General features: G+C 62.4%; 21 protein-coding genes. 8 read left to right on the top strand and 13 right to left on the bottom strand.

The genetic code is table 11. The features are described from left to right. Positions 1-39: 39 nt before the first annotated feature. From IB229_RS12895 to IB229_RS12920, 6 genes are all read right to left on the bottom strand, one after another. A complete protein-coding gene (locus IB229_RS12895) occupies positions 40-2,841 on the bottom strand; it encodes a toprim domain-containing protein (protein ID WP_192329534.1) in 2,802 nt (933 codons plus the stop codon). 8 nt (positions 2,842-2,849) lie between these two features. After that, positions 2,850-3,083: a hypothetical protein gene (locus tag IB229_RS12900; RefSeq protein ID WP_192329536.1), complete on the bottom strand. Its 234-nt coding sequence runs from the start codon at positions 3,081-3,083 to the stop codon at positions 2,850-2,852. 66 nt (positions 3,084-3,149) lie between these two features. After that, positions 3,150-3,503 carry a hypothetical protein gene (locus IB229_RS12905; protein ID WP_192329538.1) on the bottom strand — a complete coding sequence of 118 codons (354 nt, stop codon included), beginning with the start codon at positions 3,501-3,503 and terminating at the stop codon, positions 3,150-3,152. Beyond that, positions 3,500-3,793: an ogr/Delta-like zinc finger family protein gene (locus IB229_RS12910; protein WP_192329540.1), complete on the bottom strand. Its 294-nt coding sequence runs from the start codon at positions 3,791-3,793 to the stop codon at positions 3,500-3,502. The genes IB229_RS12905 and IB229_RS12910 overlap by 4 nt, the downstream gene beginning before the upstream one ends. A 64-nt stretch (positions 3,794-3,857) precedes the next feature. Then, the gene (locus IB229_RS12915) at positions 3,858-4,376 is read right to left on the bottom strand and encodes a YmfL family putative regulatory protein (RefSeq protein ID WP_192329542.1); all 519 of its coding nucleotides are present in this window, start codon (positions 4,374-4,376) and stop codon (positions 3,858-3,860) included. Then, positions 4,376-4,588, bottom strand: coding sequence for a DNA-binding protein (locus tag IB229_RS12920; protein WP_192329544.1), 213 nt, complete (start codon positions 4,586-4,588; stop codon positions 4,376-4,378). The genes IB229_RS12915 and IB229_RS12920 overlap by 1 nt, the downstream gene beginning before the upstream one ends. An 84-nt stretch (positions 4,589-4,672) precedes the next feature. Here IB229_RS12920 and IB229_RS12925 point away from each other — a divergent pair, with 84 nt between their 5' ends. The 5 genes from IB229_RS12925 to IB229_RS12945 all read left to right on the top strand — a co-directional run bounded on the left by IB229_RS12925 (position 4,673) and on the right by IB229_RS12945 (position 7,188). Beyond that, positions 4,673-5,011 (top strand): helix-turn-helix domain-containing protein, encoded by a 339-nt coding sequence (locus tag IB229_RS12925; RefSeq protein ID WP_192329546.1) that lies wholly within the window; start codon positions 4,673-4,675, stop codon positions 5,009-5,011. A gap of 97 nt (positions 5,012-5,108) precedes the next feature. Continuing rightward, positions 5,109-5,621, top strand: coding sequence for a zinc ribbon domain-containing protein (locus IB229_RS12930; RefSeq protein ID WP_192329548.1), 513 nt, complete (start codon positions 5,109-5,111; stop codon positions 5,619-5,621). A gap of 23 nt (positions 5,622-5,644) precedes the next feature. Beyond that, positions 5,645-6,676, top strand: coding sequence for a coiled-coil domain-containing protein (locus tag IB229_RS12935; protein ID WP_192329550.1), 1,032 nt, complete (start codon positions 5,645-5,647; stop codon positions 6,674-6,676). 56 nt (positions 6,677-6,732) lie between these two features. After that, the gene (locus tag IB229_RS12940) at positions 6,733-6,957 is read left to right on the top strand and encodes a carbon storage regulator (protein WP_192329552.1); all 225 of its coding nucleotides are present in this window, start codon (positions 6,733-6,735) and stop codon (positions 6,955-6,957) included. Between the two features lie 9 nt (positions 6,958-6,966). Then, a complete protein-coding gene (locus tag IB229_RS12945) occupies positions 6,967-7,188 on the top strand; it encodes a hypothetical protein (RefSeq protein WP_192329554.1) in 222 nt (73 codons plus the stop codon). A gap of 5 nt (positions 7,189-7,193) precedes the next feature. Here the strand turns inward: IB229_RS12945 and IB229_RS12950 are convergent, their stop codons facing one another. Next, positions 7,194-7,439 carry a DUF1654 domain-containing protein gene (locus tag IB229_RS12950; RefSeq protein ID WP_192329556.1) on the bottom strand — a complete coding sequence of 82 codons (246 nt, stop codon included), beginning with the start codon at positions 7,437-7,439 and terminating at the stop codon, positions 7,194-7,196. Positions 7,440-7,491: 52 nt separating this feature from the next. Between IB229_RS12950 and IB229_RS12955 the strand changes: the two genes are divergently transcribed. Beyond that, positions 7,492-7,932: a LexA family protein gene (locus tag IB229_RS12955; RefSeq protein WP_192329558.1), complete on the top strand. Its 441-nt coding sequence runs from the start codon at positions 7,492-7,494 to the stop codon at positions 7,930-7,932. Between the two features lie 2 nt (positions 7,933-7,934). After that, positions 7,935-9,191 carry a Y-family DNA polymerase gene (locus IB229_RS12960; RefSeq protein ID WP_192331569.1) on the top strand — a complete coding sequence of 419 codons (1,257 nt, stop codon included), beginning with the start codon at positions 7,935-7,937 and terminating at the stop codon, positions 9,189-9,191. Here the strand turns inward: IB229_RS12960 and IB229_RS12965 are convergent. Next, on the bottom strand, positions 9,188-9,889 hold the full coding sequence (locus IB229_RS12965) for an SOS response-associated peptidase (RefSeq protein WP_192329560.1): 702 nt from the start codon (positions 9,887-9,889) through the stop codon (positions 9,188-9,190). The genes IB229_RS12960 and IB229_RS12965 overlap by 4 nt on opposite strands. Before the next feature lie 171 nt (positions 9,890-10,060). Here IB229_RS12965 and IB229_RS12970 point away from each other — a divergent pair, with 171 nt between their 5' ends. After that, positions 10,061-10,240 carry a hypothetical protein gene (locus IB229_RS12970; protein ID WP_192329562.1) on the top strand — a complete coding sequence of 60 codons (180 nt, stop codon included), beginning with the start codon at positions 10,061-10,063 and terminating at the stop codon, positions 10,238-10,240. Positions 10,241-10,283: 43 nt separating this feature from the next. Here IB229_RS12970 and IB229_RS12975 read toward each other — a convergent pair whose 3' ends face one another. From IB229_RS12975 to IB229_RS12995, 5 genes are all read right to left on the bottom strand, one after another. After that, positions 10,284-11,018, bottom strand: a complete 735-nt coding sequence (locus IB229_RS12975; RefSeq protein WP_192329564.1) for a hypothetical protein — start codon at positions 11,016-11,018, stop codon at positions 10,284-10,286. A 75-nt stretch (positions 11,019-11,093) separates the two neighbouring features. After that, on the bottom strand, positions 11,094-12,365 hold the full coding sequence (locus IB229_RS12980) for a phage late control D family protein (RefSeq protein WP_192329566.1): 1,272 nt from the start codon (positions 12,363-12,365) through the stop codon (positions 11,094-11,096). Further along, positions 12,362-12,802: a phage tail protein gene (locus tag IB229_RS12985; protein ID WP_192329568.1), complete on the bottom strand. Its 441-nt coding sequence runs from the start codon at positions 12,800-12,802 to the stop codon at positions 12,362-12,364. The genes IB229_RS12980 and IB229_RS12985 overlap by 4 nt, the downstream gene beginning before the upstream one ends. 6 nt (positions 12,803-12,808) lie before the next feature. Continuing rightward, entirely contained in the window at positions 12,809-15,325 is a 2,517-nt protein-coding gene (locus IB229_RS12990) for a phage tail tape measure protein (RefSeq protein WP_192329570.1), read from the bottom strand. Further along, the gene (locus IB229_RS12995; protein ID WP_192329572.1) at positions 15,315-15,434 is read right to left on the bottom strand and encodes a GpE family phage tail protein; all 120 of its coding nucleotides are present in this window, start codon (positions 15,432-15,434) and stop codon (positions 15,315-15,317) included. Before IB229_RS12995 ends, IB229_RS12990 begins: the two co-directional genes overlap by 11 nt. Between the last annotated feature and the right edge of the window lie 7 nt (positions 15,435-15,441).

Below are 15,441 nucleotides of genomic sequence, written 5' to 3' on the forward strand. Positions count from 1 at the left end.
TGCTTCTCCTTGGGGTTGTGATCGGCGCGGGTTGCCGCCCTACGCCTTGAACACCCAGCACTTCACCGAAGGTGACTTGCTGACTGTGCTGTTGTGCCGCGTGGCCTGGTACGCGCGAACGGCGCTGTCGACGGTGCGGTTGGATTCGATGAACTTGCGGCTGCGCGATTCCTTGAGCAGGTCACGCAGCACGCTGACCTCGGCCAGCTTCTGGCGGTGCTCGGCGGCGCGCTCGGCGAACTCGTTGAGGTTGATGGCGATGAGGTCGGGCTTTTTGCTGTGGTTGACCACCGGGCCGTCGGCGTCCAGGCCTTCGAGGTAGTCGTACACCTCCCAGAATTCCGCCACGGCGGCGTGGTCGGCGCTGATGGAGCCCTGGCGCTCGATGGCCATGCGCACGATCTGGCGTTGGGTGGCGCTGACTTGTGCGTCGCTGAGCGGAACCATCAGGCGGATGCAGTCGAGCAGGGCGAGCATCTGCGCATGGTTCTTGCTGATGCGCTCTACGCGCAGGTAGCCGCGCAGGTCGTTGCCGCAGGCCTTGCAGGCGCTGCTGTCGACGTTGCCGGGGTACTCGGTGCCGCACTGAATGCAATGCGTGTGCAGGCGCCGCAGGCGGCTTTCGTGCTCGGGCATGCGCTGGGCGAACAGGTCCAGCACCGCGGATTCCTGGCGCACCGCCTTGAGCAGGAAGTGGCTGAGCTTGCGGCCGTCCAGGGCGTTGAGCTTGTCCGCCGCGGCGCGGCTTTCCGGGGTAACGGTGGGGCGCACGAAGTGCAGCTTGCAGATGCGCGTCATGATGGCCTCATGCGCTACCACGGCCGCGTTCTGGCTAATGGCAATGGTGCCGCGGAACGGTGGCTCGTAGGTTTCGTTGCCCGCCGTTTTCACGCCCTTGGTGGCCAGCGTACCGCCGCCGAAGAAGTCCTTCAGCTCGTCCCACTCGAAGGTTTTTGCATGGGCCTTGTCATCGCCGTGGCGGTCCGCCTCGAGGAACACCACCGGCATGCCCGACACCTGGCCCATCAGGCGGCTGCGGCCGGCCTTGGTGGACTTCATCGGGTCGAAGCCCTCGTAGCCCTCGCGGCCGAGCAGCTTCCACAGCAGGTTGAGCAGGGTGGTTTTGCCGGCTCCGGCCTCGCCGGTGGCCTCCAGGAAGGGGAAGGACTGGAAGCGGGCGCGGATCTGCTCGCAGAACAGCGAGCCGAACCAGAACACCAGCGCCACCACGCCCTGGGCGCCGAAGCACGTCCAGAGCAGCGGCAGCCAGTCGTCGCTGTATTCCTTTACGTCACGCTGCAGGCGGATGGTTACGCCCTTCTGCAGGCTTTTGAGGCGCAGTTTGCCGAACTCGAAGTAGTCCTCTTCGTTGACCTCGCTCACCGCGCCGGCGCGGATGGCCACGTCGCCGTAGACGTAGCAGCCGTATTCCTTGCTGTAGCCCACGTAGTCGATGGTTTCGACCGTCTTGATGCCGTAGAGCTGGTCCTTGAGGATTTTGTCGAGCTGCTGGCCGCTGCCGGTGAACACGGCGCCGGCGGCCATGCCGAGCATGCGTTTCTTGAACTCGCTCGCCGCGGCCACCTGGCCACCGGTGAAGGTGTTCTTCACCGACATGCCGTCGTGGGGGAAGTCGACACGGAAGTAGTACCAGGACTCGTCCGTCACCTCGTTTCGCTGGAAGTACAGGGCCTCGGGGTAGCAGTTGGCGATTTCCACCACGCAGCCCGACATGCGCAACGCCTTCTCGCGCATGGCGCGCTTGTCGAGCAGCTTCTCTTCCTGCTGGTCGCTGGACTCCAGGGCCTGCACGGCCTTGTTGAATTTCTCGATGTCGAGCTTCCACCAGTACAGGCGGCTGTCGAAGCCGAAGTGGAACTCTTCCCGCTCGCGCCATTGGTACATGAGCAGGGCTTTTTCCGAGGCGCTTTCGGCGATGAGCAGGGCGCCGTGGTGGCGGGCCTCGCGTAGGTCGGCGTCGATGCGGTCTGCGCGCTTGTCCTCGTCGAGGAACTGCCAGCGCTGGTGCAGATCGTTCCAATCGACCTTGCGGCCGTCGCGCTGGGGGATCTGCGCCACCTCGCAGAAGTAGCCGAGCTCGCGGGCCTGGCGCACCCAGCGGCGGGTGTACTTGTGCGCGCCGGGCTCGTTGTCCAGTGCCCACACCAGGCGGGGCAACTTGCCGCCGCGCTGGCGGGCCAGCTCGCGCAAGGATTCCTCGGGGAAGGCGTTGGAACTCATCGCCGATACGGCGGTGATGTCGTGGTGCATCAGGGCGATGGCGTCGAAGATGCCCTCGACAATCCACACCTCCTTGGCCGCTAGCAGATCCTGCCCCTTCGGGCTCCACCACACACCGCGGTAGCTGGCGCCTGGCTGGAAGCGCGCCTTTTGCTTGCCGAAGCGGTGGGGGCGGTCGATCAGGCGTTCCCAGTACCCGCCCTTGGCCAGCGGGAAGCGCACCGTGGCGCTGCCGATGTTCAGGTCGCGGGAAAAGTAGTTCTCCTGGGTGTATTCGCCCTCCAGCAGTTCCAGGCGGAAGCCGCGGGCGAATTCCAGGTAGGCACGGGCGCTGGCGTTGGGTTGCTGCTCGGTGGCCGGTGCGCGGTCGCTCCAGTCGTCGAACAGGTCGTCGTACAGCTCTTTCACGTGCCAGTTCTTGCCGCATTTGCTCTCGCGGCCGCAGCGTATGACCCAGGGCTTTTTGTGGCTGGTGAACAGCTCTTTCTTGTTGCAGCTCGGGCACACACCGCCGCGCATGTAATCGGTGCCGGTGCGGTGCTTGAGGCCGTAGTCGAACTCCAGGCGCTGGAGCACGTCGGAGCGGAGTTGGTCGTGCATGGTTGGCCTTACTGAGCTTGGGTGAGGGCGGCGCGCAGTGCGCCGATGGTGCGTTTGTGGCCAGCCAGCGCGGGGTAGTCCGCGAGGATGGCCTTGCTGCGCAGGCCGGCCGGGGTGTAGCGGTAGCGGTCTGCGTACCAGTGCTCGTTGAACGCCATGCGCAGGCGCTGGCGCTCGTCCTCGAGCAGCGCCTGGGCCTGCTCCTGGGTGAGTTGCAAGCGGATTTCCAAGGCCTTGGTCATGGGTGTTCTCCGGGCGCTGGGCGCAACTTGCCCAAACCCACTGCGTGGGAAGGGTGTGGGATTCGGTTAGGGGGCGGCCGGAGCGGCCAGGAAACGGTGCGGCAGAATGCGCCTGGCAACGAGCACCAGGTCGCGGTGCTGGCCTTGTTCCCAGCGCGCCAGCACGGCCACGTCGGGCTGGGTGGCCAAGTCGATGCCGATGACCGTGGGGCTCAGCTCGCTGAGGGCCAGCTGGGCCAGGCGCGGGGCCATGAACAGGGGCACGTCGAGCGACTTGACCAAGTAGCTAGTGGCGCGATCGAGCAGGGCGGCCTCGTTGCTCAGGTGTTCCGCCTGGTGGCGTTCCATGAAGCACAGGGCGGCACGCTGCATGCTGGCGCGGTATTCCTTGGCAGGGTCGAGCAGAGCGGTGGTATTCATGCGTGTGCCTCCAGCAGTTGGTCCAGCAGGTCCGGTTGTTCGCCTTCTGTTGCCAGGCGCAGGGCGCGCATCCGCTCCAGCGCCGGGGCGAGCGGCAGCACCATCAGCGGTTTTTCCATGCCGGATGGGCTGAGCTGGAAGTCGATAGTTACCGAGCCGCTGAACGTGGCGCCGCAGGCCAGGTTCTGGCACTGGTAGTACGTGGAGCGGAAACAGGGCGTTTGCCCCTCGGACGTTCGGATACGCATGCGCCCATTGCATGCTGGGCACACCAGTTTGTAGGTGCTCATTCAATCTCCCCGGCCGCTAGTCGCAGCCATGGCCGTAGCCAAAAAGTGTTGGCGCTTCGTGCGCTTACTGCTGGTCCTGGGGCCTGCCCGGATTTTTCCGGTGCAGGGTGATCACGGCGCCGACTTCGGCGTGTATGGCAGCCACATGGACGCGGTGCGCGGCGACGATATCGGCGAGTTCGCCCTCGTCGAGCCGGCCGTCTTCCAGGGCCTTGATGATGATCTGGTCGACCTTGCCCTCGGCCACGTCGGCGGCCAGGGAGCGGGTGTAGAGGTCGAGGTTGTCGAGGTCCGTGGCGGCTGGCATCGGTACGAACACGCCGCCGTAAAGCCCGGTGAGGTAGTCGACGAGGAAGCTGGTGCCACTCACCAGCTCCAGCTGGCGCACCTGGGCGTCGCTGAGCGGCTTGTGGCCGGGGTTCTCGTACACCTGGTTGTCGAGCTTCTTGAGGTCGATGCCCAGGCACGCGGCGGCACAGTCCCGGCCACCGGGGAAGGCACCCACCACGGCCATGACCACCTTGCGGCGGCTGTCGAGAATCGGCCGCCGGTTCTTCTCGTTTGTTTGGGAAGGGCTGCGCATTACTGTGCGACCTCGCCGGGCTTGATGCCGAGCAGCACTGCGGCGCGGTGGGACTCGCCGCGCAGGCACTTCTTCTGGCGATTGAGCACCGCGTACACGGTAGAGGGAGTCAGCTCGTTCTGTTCCGCCCACTCTTTGGCGGACAGGCCGAGTGCTGAAAGGCGGTCACGCGCTGCCGAGCACGCTTGCTCGGTTGGGTATCCGTTGGGCATAGTTCAAATTCGTGTGATTTCGTGTGGTGTGCGGCGATATTGGTTCAGATAAATGAACCTGTCAACGCCTAAGGTGCAAAAAATATGACCATCGGCGAACGGCTGAAGGAAGAAAGGTCGCGCCTGGGGTTCAGCCAGACCGATTTGGGTGCTGCAGGCGGGGTGGGGAAAACCACTCAGATCAATTACGAGAAAGGCAACGGAAGCCCCGACGCCTTTTACTTGGCTGCGGTCGCTCGGCTTGGTGTGGATGTGCTTTACGTAGTCACCGGCGAGCGGAGGCCCGTAGCTGCCGAGAGCTTCACTGCATCGGAAGCTGCGCTGGTCGACCACTATCGAAAATTGCCGGCCGAGGAACAGGCTGGAGTGATGCGAACCACGTCGGCGCTGGCCGCCACGATTGGGATGTCGTTTCCGGATTAAAGCGTTGTATCAGGGCGGCAGCAGATCGCCCGATTGCTTTGCGTTCGCTGGCCATGGGGGCCGGCGTTTCATTGGATGAATCAAAGGGGAGAATTCCATGGCTCTTACTGCCTGCAAGTCCTGCAAACACCAAGTCGATACCTCAGCTAAAACCTGCCCAAATTGTGGCGTTGCCAACCCCGGAGTCACGTTCGGGCAGCAGTTCGCCGGCGTGGCGATCCTGCTGGTGATTATCGCGGTCGTCGTCTCCATGTGCAGCGGCGATGACGATGAAAAAAAGACCGCCGCGCCGCCCAAGATTGACGACGCCACTTGCATGAAGAGCCTGAGCTGCTGGGGCGACAGGCACCTGGTTTCTGCCAGCGTCTACTGCAAGGACCACGTAGAGAAACTCGGGAAGTTCAGCGCTCGCTGGACTGACGGAACCTTCGAAACCAAATTCAGCCACTTCCGCTGGGCCAATGAAGCACAGGGAATAGTTACTTTCATTGGGGACAAAATCGAATTTCAGAATGGGTTTGGCGCATTCCAAAAACACATTTATGAGTGCGATTTTAATCCGACTACTAACGCAATTTTGGATGTGAGAGCGCGTCCAGGTCAACTCTAAAATTATAAGAAGAGAGTTCTCCCATGTTCAGTATGATCGACTCGGTAAAAAGTAGTGTGAGCGAACGGTTTAGTAGCCCTCTTACAGGGTCATTTATAGTTTCATGGCTTCTGTGGAACTATAAATTCATTTTCGTTATGTTCTCGGATATGAAGATTCACGTAAAATTCTCTTACATCCAGAATCATATTTGGACAACGCCTCTGGATATCGGCGTGCTCTGCTTTCTAGGTCCAATTGGTACTGCCTTGCTCTATTTGTATCTTTACCCAATTCCTGCAAAGAGAGTCCATAAATATTGGCTGCGCGAGCAGAACGAGTTGAGAAAGCAGCGGCAAGAGGCTGATGAAGTCTCCCCTCATACTCATCTAGAGTGGGTCCGCGTTCGGAAAGAGCTAAAAGTCCAAGTTGCCGAGCTACAAACAGACTTGGACTCTCGCGATGATATTATTGACACGCTTAGGGCCGATGTCGATAAACTTCAGCGGCAGCTTTTGGATAGTCAGGAATCAGTAAGAGAACGTGATGTTTCGCTTGATCTCATAGCAAAAGATGCTACTGAAAATAAGAAGGTCATCAATAGGCTTAGGGGTTCAAATGAGCAGATTCTACAAAATAATTCCTCTCTTGCAGACGAGACTGCGAGGCTGAAAGATGAACTTGACATTGCTGAGCAGAAAATTACGTCCTTGACTGAGGCTAAGCTAAAAGCTGAAAAATTTGCTGAGTCGTTAATGAGTCATCGCTCCAAGAAAGCTTCTTCGCAGTCGCATTTACCTATTTCAGATCAAGCTAAAGCGGCAGCTGAACTAGCTAAATTCTCCTCGCATACTTCAGCTTTGCTTGCTGAATTAAAGCAGCAAGAGCTAGAAGCAAAAAAGCAGATGGAGATTGTGGCAAATGAACAACGGTTTGATCGGCAGCGGTATTTAAAGGAGGTAGGGCTGGCACATCCCGGAACTTCTATTGCTGCGCTTGAGCGTGCTAGAACTGATTTTGAAACTTCACGACTCGAAGCTAATAAATTTTCTGAGAGAAAACCAACTGACGAGTAAATCGTACTTTGACGTAGTGTTGAATCATTCAGTACGAATATTGAAGTGGGGTTTACATGGGTTATCTCGCGCTCACCCGCCAGGAAGGCGAACAGATCCGCATCACCATCGACCCTGGCGTCGACACTGAGAAGCTGTTGAAGCACCTGCTGCGTGACGGCATCACAATCCACGTCAATCATGCTCAGGCTCACCGTGTGAGCCTGGGTATCGATGCTCCACCGCAGATGCTGATACTGCGCACCGAGCTCTGTGATGAAGGCGCCCCCGAGGTGCTGTAGGAGGTTGCTGTGTCGAAAGCACTTATCGCGTTGTGCATGCTCGTTGGCGTGGGCCTGCTCGTGGCGTTCGGCCTGCCGCTGCTGCGGGACGATGGCGCGAGCGCGGAGGTGGCCAGCCTGTGCGCCGCAGAGGTGGACCCACGGGAGCGCGACATCTGCCTTGAGGATGCGGCCAAACACTTCAAGGCCAATGGCTCGTTAGGTGTAGCGCCGGCTGCAGAGCAGAACTAGGCCGCTTAATCGTCCTTCAGCACCGTCCAGAACACGTCCACGCTGCCATCGTCGCGGTGCGCGATTGTGACGTTGTCTTCCTCTGCCAGCCCGTCTAGAACCTGACGCCAGTCGTCCTCATTGTCATCCGGCAGGCGCGGGAGGTAGGCGTGCTTTGTGCGCTGGGCCGCGGGGGAGTTGATGGCGCGCAGCAGGCGGCCGGCCAGGAGCTCGTAAGAAGAGGGTGCCGTTGGTAAGGAGCGTTTTGCCACGATGGGGAATCTCAATTACTGTATGTGCATACAGTAATTCGAGAAGTCCCCGATGTCACTCTCCATTCTTGGCCGCAGCGAGCGGCTGCGGCACCTGCTGCCAGAGGTCGCCGACCTGCGCATTACAGGCTTCCAGTCACCCGCCGAAGACGAGAAGGAAGAACGCCTCTCCCTGGACAAGCTCACGGGCCTGGGCGCGCCGCAGATTTGGGTGGTGATGGTGAATGCCGATGACCTGATCGGCTTTGGCATGTACCCCGGCGACCGCCTGGTGGTGGACCGTTCCGCCGCGTGCGCTGATGGCTGCTTTGTGGTGGTTGAGGCGGACGGCGACGACACGTTGCGCGTGCGCCTGATGAGCCGCGATGAGCAAGGCCGCTTGATGCTGAAAGCCTCCCACCCGTTTACCCCGCCAGTGAACCTGGAAACCGATGACTGTGTGGCCATTTGGGGTGTGGTGCGCTGGGTAATCAGCTATGTGGGGGCCGCGTGACCATCTTCGCGCTGATCGACTGCAATTCGTTTTACTGCAGCTGTGAGCGTATTTGTCAGCCGGGGTTGAAGCGTGTGCCGGTTGCTGTTTTAAGCAACAACGACGGCTGCATCATCGCGCGCACGGCGGAGGTGAAGAAGCTCGGCATTCCCATGGGGGCGCCTTACTTCCAGGTGCGCGAGCAATTGGCCGACCTGGGCGTGGCAGTGCGATCGAGCAATTACACGCTGTACGCCGATATCTCGAACCGGGTGATGGCCATCATCGCGGACATGGTGCCGGCGATTGAGGTGTACAGCGTGGATGAGTGCTGGGCAGACATGACCGGTGTGCATGAACGTGCTGCGCTGGGCCTGCGCATTCGCCAGCGCTTGTTGCAGTGGGTGGGCATGCCGGTGGGGGTTGGCATTAGCACCACGAAGACGCTGGCGAAGCTTGCGAACTGGGCGGCGAAGAAGTGGCCGGCCACCGGCGGCGTGGTGGACCTGACCGACCGCGCGCGCCAGGAGAAGCTGCTGCGCCTGGCACCAGTTGACGAGGTGTGGGGCGTTGGCCGGCGCACCGGCGTGAAGCTGGCCACGCTGAATATCGCCACTGCCTGGGACTTGGCGCAGTGCGATGTGGCGCTGATTCGCAAAACCTTCGGTGTGACCATGGAGCGCACGGTGCGCGAGCTGCGCGGGGTGAGCTGCATCGGGTTCAACGAAGGGCCGCCGCCGAAGCAGGCCATTTGCTCGAGCAAAATGTTCGGCACCAAGCTGCATGACCTGCCGCCGATACGCGAGGCGCTGGCCACCTACGTGACGCGCGCGGCCGAGAAGCTGCGCAGCCAGCAGTCGGTAACCGGCGCCCTGCAGGTGGGTATTCAGACGCAGATGATGGACCCGTACAAGCCGCGCTACGCGAATGCGGTGACCATTCCGCTGCCCACGCCGACCGACGACACGCGCGACATCCTCAAGTGGGCGCTGCGCGGCCTGGAGCAGATCTACCGGCCGGGGTATGCCTATTCCAAGTGTTCGATTCTGCTGACGGACCTGAGCCAGCGCGGCGAGGTGACGGGCGACCTGTTCGCGCCGGCGCCGCGGCGTGGCAGTGAGCGGCTGATGGCGGTGTTGGACTCGATTAACCAGCGGGAAGGGCGCGGCACCGTGCGGCTCGGCCGGGTGCCAATCGACCCTGGCTGGGGCATGCGCCGCGACATGAAAAGTCGCAACTACACCACGCGCTGGGATGAGGTGATTGGGGTAAGGGGCTAGACCAGGGGATCGCTGATTGGCTCGATGAGCTGCGGGCCCTGGTTGCGGACGTTGCCCACAGCCTTGCCTACGGGGTACCACTCGAACGCATCTGCGGGCAGCGCCAGATTCTCCGCGATGTGCTGGGCATCGGTGGGTGAGGTGTCGGGGCTTAGCCATTGCCGGGCGAAGTCGGGCGGCAATACCAGGGGCTTGCGGTCGTGCACGTCGACCAGGCCCGAGTCCGCACCGCCGGTGATGATGACCACGCCGCGGTTGGGCGGGTCGATGCCATCGGGCAACTCGCCCAGGGCGGCGAAGAGCAGGGGTGCGCCGCTTTTCAGACGAATGAAGTAGGGCTGTTTGACCTTGGGGTTGGCCGGGTCCTTCTTCCATTCGTACCAGCCATCGGCACCGACGATGGCGCGGCCGTGTTGCCAGATCGGCCGGAAGAACGGGCTGGTGGCCACGCCTTCGATGCGCGCGTTGATCGGCGCCGGCCGCTTGCCCTTGGCCCACGCGGGGCTCCAGCCCCATGGCACCACTTCATCCTGGAGCAGCCCCTGCGGCATGTGCAGGACGTGCACGAGGGAGGTGGGGGCGATGTTGTAGCGCTCCGCGGCTGGCTGCTCGAGGATCAGCGTGAGCTGATCGGGCCCGAGGTCAAGCGCCTGGGCGTAGCGGTGTGGCTGGCGATACTGAACGAAGCGACCGCACATGGTTGGCTCCCGGGGGCAGGTAAGTGGAAGACAGCGCACCCGGCTGGATGGTGCAGGTGAATCGCACGGAGCTGCCGTTTCTGCCCATGTAGTCAATTTGTCGCGGGTCAGTGGAGTGGGGAATGTCAGCCGTTATCGTCCATAGCTCACTGCCAATAACGGAGTATGCAGATGAGTTGCGAGGTTGCTGTTCAGGAGCTGGAACAGAAGGGGCAGGATCTGCCCGACGCTGACAGCCTGACGCCGGAAGAGTGGTTGATTGTCCGGTTCTATCGCGGGCTCGGGGAGCCTGACCGGAAGATCGTGAGAAGGATGCTTGTAGCCCTGACGGCGCGAACGGTACCCGACTGATGGAAGAAGGCCCTGCAGTGCAGGGCCTTTTTGTTTGGGCGTCTCAGCTCGGTTTATCTGCCGGCTTGGCGACCAGCGTTGTGGTGCGCATGACCCGATTGTTGGCGTTGTTGATCTTGTACACCAGGTGCGTTTTGTCGCCTTTTTCGTCGGTGGCCACGGCCAGGAGAAACGTGACCTTGGCGGTGGCGAAAACGATACGGCCTTCCAGCTCCCGGCCACCCTCAATCGTCAGTTTGTGGACTGACTTGTATTTAGCGGCAGCGTTCGTAGTTTGCTCGTTATAACTCTCGGTCGCGACCTCAAGCCCTCGGATATAGCCCCAGGCGGGTGCGAGAAAAAGAAGTCCAACACCCACGCCTGCGAACGTACTAGCAAGTAGTTTCAGCTTACCTTTAGCACGCCCTGTGACCGAGAAAATCACCAGCCCGCATATGAGGTCAGACACCAAGAACAGTATGACGGCGCTGACCGCAGTAGATGTGCCGAACAGAGCGTTTAACACCTGAACGTAGCCACTGAAGAGAAGCTCGGCTTTACTGATTTCAAGCTCGCCCAAGTCGATGCCGTAGAGCGAGTAATAGCCAATCAGGACTGAATACCCATAGATGAGCAGGCTGCCTTGGATCACCAGATAGAGCCCAGCGATGAGCTTTATGGCAAGTCCAAAATCTACGAATGGGGATTCAGCTGCAGGTGCCCGATTCTGAGGTGCCGAGGCGGAGTGAGCCGGCTGAATTAGCTCGACTCGAGTGGTGTTCCGTTTCCTGCGGATCATGCTCTTTCCTTGAGGTGGTTGGCAGCGTGCGACCTTATCGCGCGGTGCGGAAAAGCGACAGCCTGGGAAACCTGTTTATTGAGCCGTTGCATCCTGAATCTTTGCCCATTCCCGATCCACCGCCCGCTTGGCATTAGCCTTGGTAGCGTAGAGGTGGCGCAGCCGGCGCGGCTTGGTTTGGTCGCCGGCTGTGATGGTTTTTTGGGTGCCAGTTTTCTTGTCGCGGTAGTAGGCGATAACGCCGGTGTAGTCGCCGGGCACTTCCTCGTACAGGGCGTCGACCAGGTCTTCGGGCAGTTGGCTCTCCAGCTCCAGACTGGTGATGTAGCCGCCGTCTGCCGTGAGGCTGTGTTGCACGTTGCCGCCGTGCCAGATGATGGCGTCGATTTCGTCCTTTACGCCGACCAGGGTGTAGGTGAGTTCGGGGAACAACTCTGGCCGGCCCAGGGCGAGGGTGTAGCTGAGCGTGGCGGTGCCGCGCTGGAGGCGGTTCCATTCCGAGCGGGCAGCGCGCAGGGCGCTGTCTCGATCGCTGTAGGTGTGGCGCAGGTCTTTGAGGTTGTCGCCACCGCCGGCGATGGCTTCCTGTTTCTTGGCGCTGTTGATGTCGTAGAAATAGGCGCGCACGCCGTCGTAGCTGTCGCGGTTGGCGTTGAGGTAGCGGTGGCCATCGCCGTCTGCGCGGGTGAGGGTGATGTGGGGCAGATCCAGCCCGCTGGCGGACTTGCCGCCGTTGCCGCGCATGAACACCAGGCGCCCGGCCTTGACGGTGGCCACCGCGTCGAAGTCTTCGCCGAGGCGGGTGAGGATGTTGGCGTCGGACTCGTTGGCTTGGTCCAGCTGCAGGATGGGCAGAGCGGCGAGGGCTGGCGCTATCTGCGGCAGCAGGCCGCTGCGTTCGGCGATGGTGGTGAGCACGGCGCCGAGGGTGGTGGCGCTGAAGCTGCCTTCGCGCTTGGACTTGAGCTGCTTGCGCAGATCCGCACTGCGGGCGCGGATGCTGAGCACGTCGGGCGTGCCGCTGTGCTCGACCTCGTCGACGGTGTAAGTGCCCTTGTCCACCAGGCCGCTGTTGCTCCAGCCGAGCCAGAGGCGCACCGCTGCCCCCTTGGGCGGGATGACGAGCAGGCCGTCGTGGTCGCTGAGGGTCAGGTCGAGCTGGTCTGACTCGAGGCCGCGGTTGTCGGTGAGGGTGAGGCTGATCAGGCGCGGGCTGATGAGCTGGGCGATATCGGTGCCGTTGACGGTGATGCGGTAGATGGGCACGGGGTAGTCGGCGGCGCCCTGCAGGTTCTGTGCGGCGTCGCGCACCATGCCGACCACGCTGGCGAGGGCCGCCTCGATCACAGCAGGCCCCTGACGAAGTTGACGCCGGCGCTGACCAGGCGGCCGAGCATGTCGCTGCTGCCGTCGTCGACGCGCTTGAGGCTGATGGTGAATTCGATGCGGCGGGGCGTGCCGTCCTGGAAGAAGATCGTCTGCGTTTCGCTGATGCTCTCAATGACCCAGGTGCCCATGACGTAGCCGGAGCCGTTGACCATGGGGTACGCCTTGCCGGTGTCAGCCATGGCGCGCAGCGCGGCGAGGCTGAGCGGTGTGCCGGCCAGCTCGGGCAGGAGGATGCCGGGCAGGGTGATTGAGTCTTCACCGCGGCCGGCGAACTGGCGGGCGGGGTTGGTGCCCACGCGGCCGCTGGTGGGGTGGCGCCAGTCCGTTTGGCGCTGCAGCTCCTGGTAGGCCAGGGTGTGCAGGCTGAACACGAACATGCCGAGGGCCATCATCATGGCTTGTTACTCCTGGTCGGCCAGGCGGGAGCGGCCGCGGGCCTGTTGCTGTTGCTGGGCGGCGGCGAGCTGGCGTTGCACCTCGCGGCCGATGGCGGCGGCGTCCATGCCCGGGGCCGGGTGAATGTTGATGGTGATGTTGCCCGGCGCCTGAGCTGCTGCAGGCGCCGAGCCGCGTGCGCTGATGGGTGGGCGTTTGTCGAAGGTGAAGGCGTTGCTGGCGGTGAGCATGCCGGCGCCGGCGTTGGTGAGGCGCTTGGCGGTGCTGGCCACCTGGCGCAGCACATCGTTCTCGCCGCCAGCCAGGCCCTGGGTGAGGCCGGCCATGGTGAAGCCGCCGAGGGTGGCGAACACGCGCGAGGGGCTGTGAATGCCGAGCTTCTCTTTGAACCAGTTGACGGTTTGGTCCGCAGCGCCGGTGATGGCGGTTTTGACCTGGGCCAGCCCGCTGGTGATGCCGTTGACCATGCCCTGCATGAGCATGCTGCCGAACTCGGTGAATTTGCCGGGCAGCTCGAAGCCGAAGTAGTTCATCACCGCAGCGAAGGCGCGGTAGAACAGGCCGATGGGGCTGAAGTTGGTGATGAGCTGCAGGATGCCCAGGAGCCCACCGTCGAAGCCGGCCTTGATCTCTGCCCACAGGCCGAGGAAGTAGGCTTTGATCGGGTCCCAATTTTTGTAGATGAGGTAGGCGACGACGCCCAAGGCGGTAACCGCTGCGACCACTGCCAGGATCGGCCAGAGGGTGGCCGACGTGGCGATGCCGAGTAGGGTGAGGGCGTAGCGCACCATGGCGAACGGGCCGAGCATGCCGGCGAGCATGACGGCCAGGCTGCCGCCTACGGTGAGCAGCAGTGCGAGGCCTGCAGCTGTTTTGAAGATGATTGAGGTGAGGCCAGGGTTGGCACGTACCCATTCCTTGATGCCGTTGGCCACGCCGCCGAGGCCGTTGATGATTTCCTTGAGCTCCGGCGCGATGGTGGCGCCGATTTCGGACATGGCATTTGTCCAGCTGCCCTGGGCGGCCTCGATCGTGTTAGTGAGGGTGCCGAGCTGCTCGTTGACGCGCTTGCGTAGGTCGGCCTGGGCCTGCATTTTCTCGGCGACTTCGCGATAGCCGTCGATGCCTTTGTTCATCATGGTGTTGAGGACCTGTTGGGTTTCGGCGTCGTCGCCGAACAGGTCTTTCATCACGGACAGGCGGGTGGAGGTGTTGAGGTCTTTCAGCTTGGAGAGCTGGGCGTACATGTTCTCCAGGCCGCCGAACTCGCCTTTGCCGTCGGTGAATTCCAGGGAGATTTTGTGGCCTTGGAGCGCGAGGATCTTGTTGACCTCCTTGACGCCGTCGGAATCCATGATGCCCTGGAACACCTTGCGGAAGGCGTTGCCGGCGGACTCTCCGGCCATGCCGGTCTGGTCCATCATCACCAGCAGCGGGGCGAAGGTGTTGGCCGCCTCCAGGCCTGACTGCTTGATGATGTCCATCACGGGGCTGATCTTGCTGAAGCCCTTGAGCATGTTGTTGTCGTCGACGCCCAAGTAGAAGGCCCGTTGGATGGTGTCCATCAGACCCATCATGTCCTTTTCGCTGGTGCGCGTTGCATCCTGCATCTTGGCTGCGAATTCGGCGGCTTCCGCCACCGGCTTTTGCAGCTGCACGCCGAGGTATGCCGCTGCCTCGCCAGTACCGCCCAGGATCGACTGCGCGCTGATGCCCTGGCGGCGCAGCATGGTCATCATGTCCTGGAAGTCGGCGGTGGTCCCCGGCAGGCGGTCGCCCAGGCTGTTTGCCAGCTCGGTGATGCGCTGGAAGTCGGCGGCGACCTGGCCGTTTTTGTCCATCATCGCCACCTTCAGCTGGGTGGCGGCGTTCTCGGCCGGGGCGAAGGCGTTGACAATGCCCTGCAGGGGCCTGGCCAGCGCGTAGCCGGAGGCAAGCCCTGCTGCGCCGCCGGTAGCCATGCTGCCGGCGAGGCCTTGCGCGCGATCAAACTCACTACGCGCCCGGGCAAGCTGCCGCGTTTGCGCGGTGATGCGCTCCAGGCGTTTGCCCTGTTCTCTGATGGTCTGGTTGGTGAGGGCGATCTTGCTGCGCAGCTCGCGCTCGCCGGCGACGAGGTTGCGGGTACTGATGCCGGCAGCGTTGAGTTTGGTGCGCAGGCCCTGCAGCTGGGTTTGCTGCTCGCTGTGGGTGCGCTTGAGGTTGGTGGCCTCACGGATGGCGGCCTTCAGGTCGCGCGTCATCTGGCGCGTCGGGACGCCGGTGGCGGCCATGTCGCGGCCGAGCTGGGTGACCCTTGCGCGTGCGGCTTCGAGGGCCTGCTCGGTTTGCGCGGCTGCCGTGCGCTGGGTGCGCCAGGCGCCGACATCCTTCTGCTGGGTGTTGAGTTCCCTGAGGCGGTCGCGGGCTTCCTTGAGGCCCCGGGCAGCGCCGACGCTGTTGCCCTGGATCTTGCGGAGCGGGCCGGTGACCTTCTCCAGCATGGAGAGGACTACCTGTAGTTGCAGTTTGTCAGCTGCCATCGACCTGGCTCCGTACCCGCGCCCGCTCGCGCCAGTCCATCAGTTCTTGCAGGCCCAGCCGATCCATGTCGGCCGGGGCCCAGTGAAACACCACGGCGAGGTCCGCCATGGCGTCT

The sequence above is a fragment of the Pseudomonas sp. PDM14 genome, assembly GCF_014851905.1.
Lineage (GTDB): Bacteria > Pseudomonadota > Gammaproteobacteria > Pseudomonadales > Pseudomonadaceae > Aquipseudomonas.

What these genes read in the sequence shown, in the direction of transcription:
- IB229_RS12990 (WP_192329570.1), bottom strand. Translation starts at nt 15,325, where the DNA reads ATGGCAGCTGACAAACTGCAACTACAGGTAGTCCTCTCCATGCTGGAG.
- IB229_RS12925 (WP_192329546.1), top strand. Translation starts at nt 4,673, where the DNA reads ATGACCATCGGCGAACGGCTGAAGGAAGAAAGGTCGCGCCTGGGGTTC.
- IB229_RS12975 (WP_192329564.1), bottom strand. Translation starts at nt 11,018, where the DNA reads ATGATCCGCAGGAAACGGAACACCACTCGAGTCGAGCTAATTCAGCCG.
- IB229_RS12920 (WP_192329544.1), bottom strand. Translation starts at nt 4,588, where the DNA reads ATGCCCAACGGATACCCAACCGAGCAAGCGTGCTCGGCAGCGCGTGAC.
- IB229_RS12915 (WP_192329542.1), bottom strand. Translation starts at nt 4,376, where the DNA reads ATGCGCAGCCCTTCCCAAACAAACGAGAAGAACCGGCGGCCGATTCTC.
- IB229_RS12905 (WP_192329538.1), bottom strand. Translation starts at nt 3,503, where the DNA reads ATGAATACCACCGCTCTGCTCGACCCTGCCAAGGAATACCGCGCCAGC.
- IB229_RS12910 (WP_192329540.1), bottom strand. Translation starts at nt 3,793, where the DNA reads ATGAGCACCTACAAACTGGTGTGCCCAGCATGCAATGGGCGCATGCGT.
- IB229_RS12940 (WP_192329552.1), top strand. Translation starts at nt 6,733, where the DNA reads ATGGGTTATCTCGCGCTCACCCGCCAGGAAGGCGAACAGATCCGCATC.
- IB229_RS12955 (WP_192329558.1), top strand. Translation starts at nt 7,492, where the DNA reads ATGTCACTCTCCATTCTTGGCCGCAGCGAGCGGCTGCGGCACCTGCTG.
- IB229_RS12985 (WP_192329568.1), bottom strand. Translation starts at nt 12,802, where the DNA reads ATGATGATGGCCCTCGGCATGTTCGTGTTCAGCCTGCACACCCTGGCC.
- IB229_RS12930 (WP_192329548.1), top strand. Translation starts at nt 5,109, where the DNA reads ATGGCTCTTACTGCCTGCAAGTCCTGCAAACACCAAGTCGATACCTCA.
- IB229_RS12895 (WP_192329534.1), bottom strand. Translation starts at nt 2,841, where the DNA reads ATGCACGACCAACTCCGCTCCGACGTGCTCCAGCGCCTGGAGTTCGAC.
- IB229_RS12900 (WP_192329536.1), bottom strand. Translation starts at nt 3,083, where the DNA reads ATGACCAAGGCCTTGGAAATCCGCTTGCAACTCACCCAGGAGCAGGCC.
- IB229_RS12970 (WP_192329562.1), top strand. Translation starts at nt 10,061, where the DNA reads ATGAGTTGCGAGGTTGCTGTTCAGGAGCTGGAACAGAAGGGGCAGGAT.
- IB229_RS12965 (WP_192329560.1), bottom strand. Translation starts at nt 9,889, where the DNA reads ATGTGCGGTCGCTTCGTTCAGTATCGCCAGCCACACCGCTACGCCCAG.
- IB229_RS12935 (WP_192329550.1), top strand. Translation starts at nt 5,645, where the DNA reads ATGTTCAGTATGATCGACTCGGTAAAAAGTAGTGTGAGCGAACGGTTT.
- IB229_RS12995 (WP_192329572.1), bottom strand. Translation starts at nt 15,434, where the DNA reads ATGGCGGACCTCGCCGTGGTGTTTCACTGGGCCCCGGCCGACATGGAT.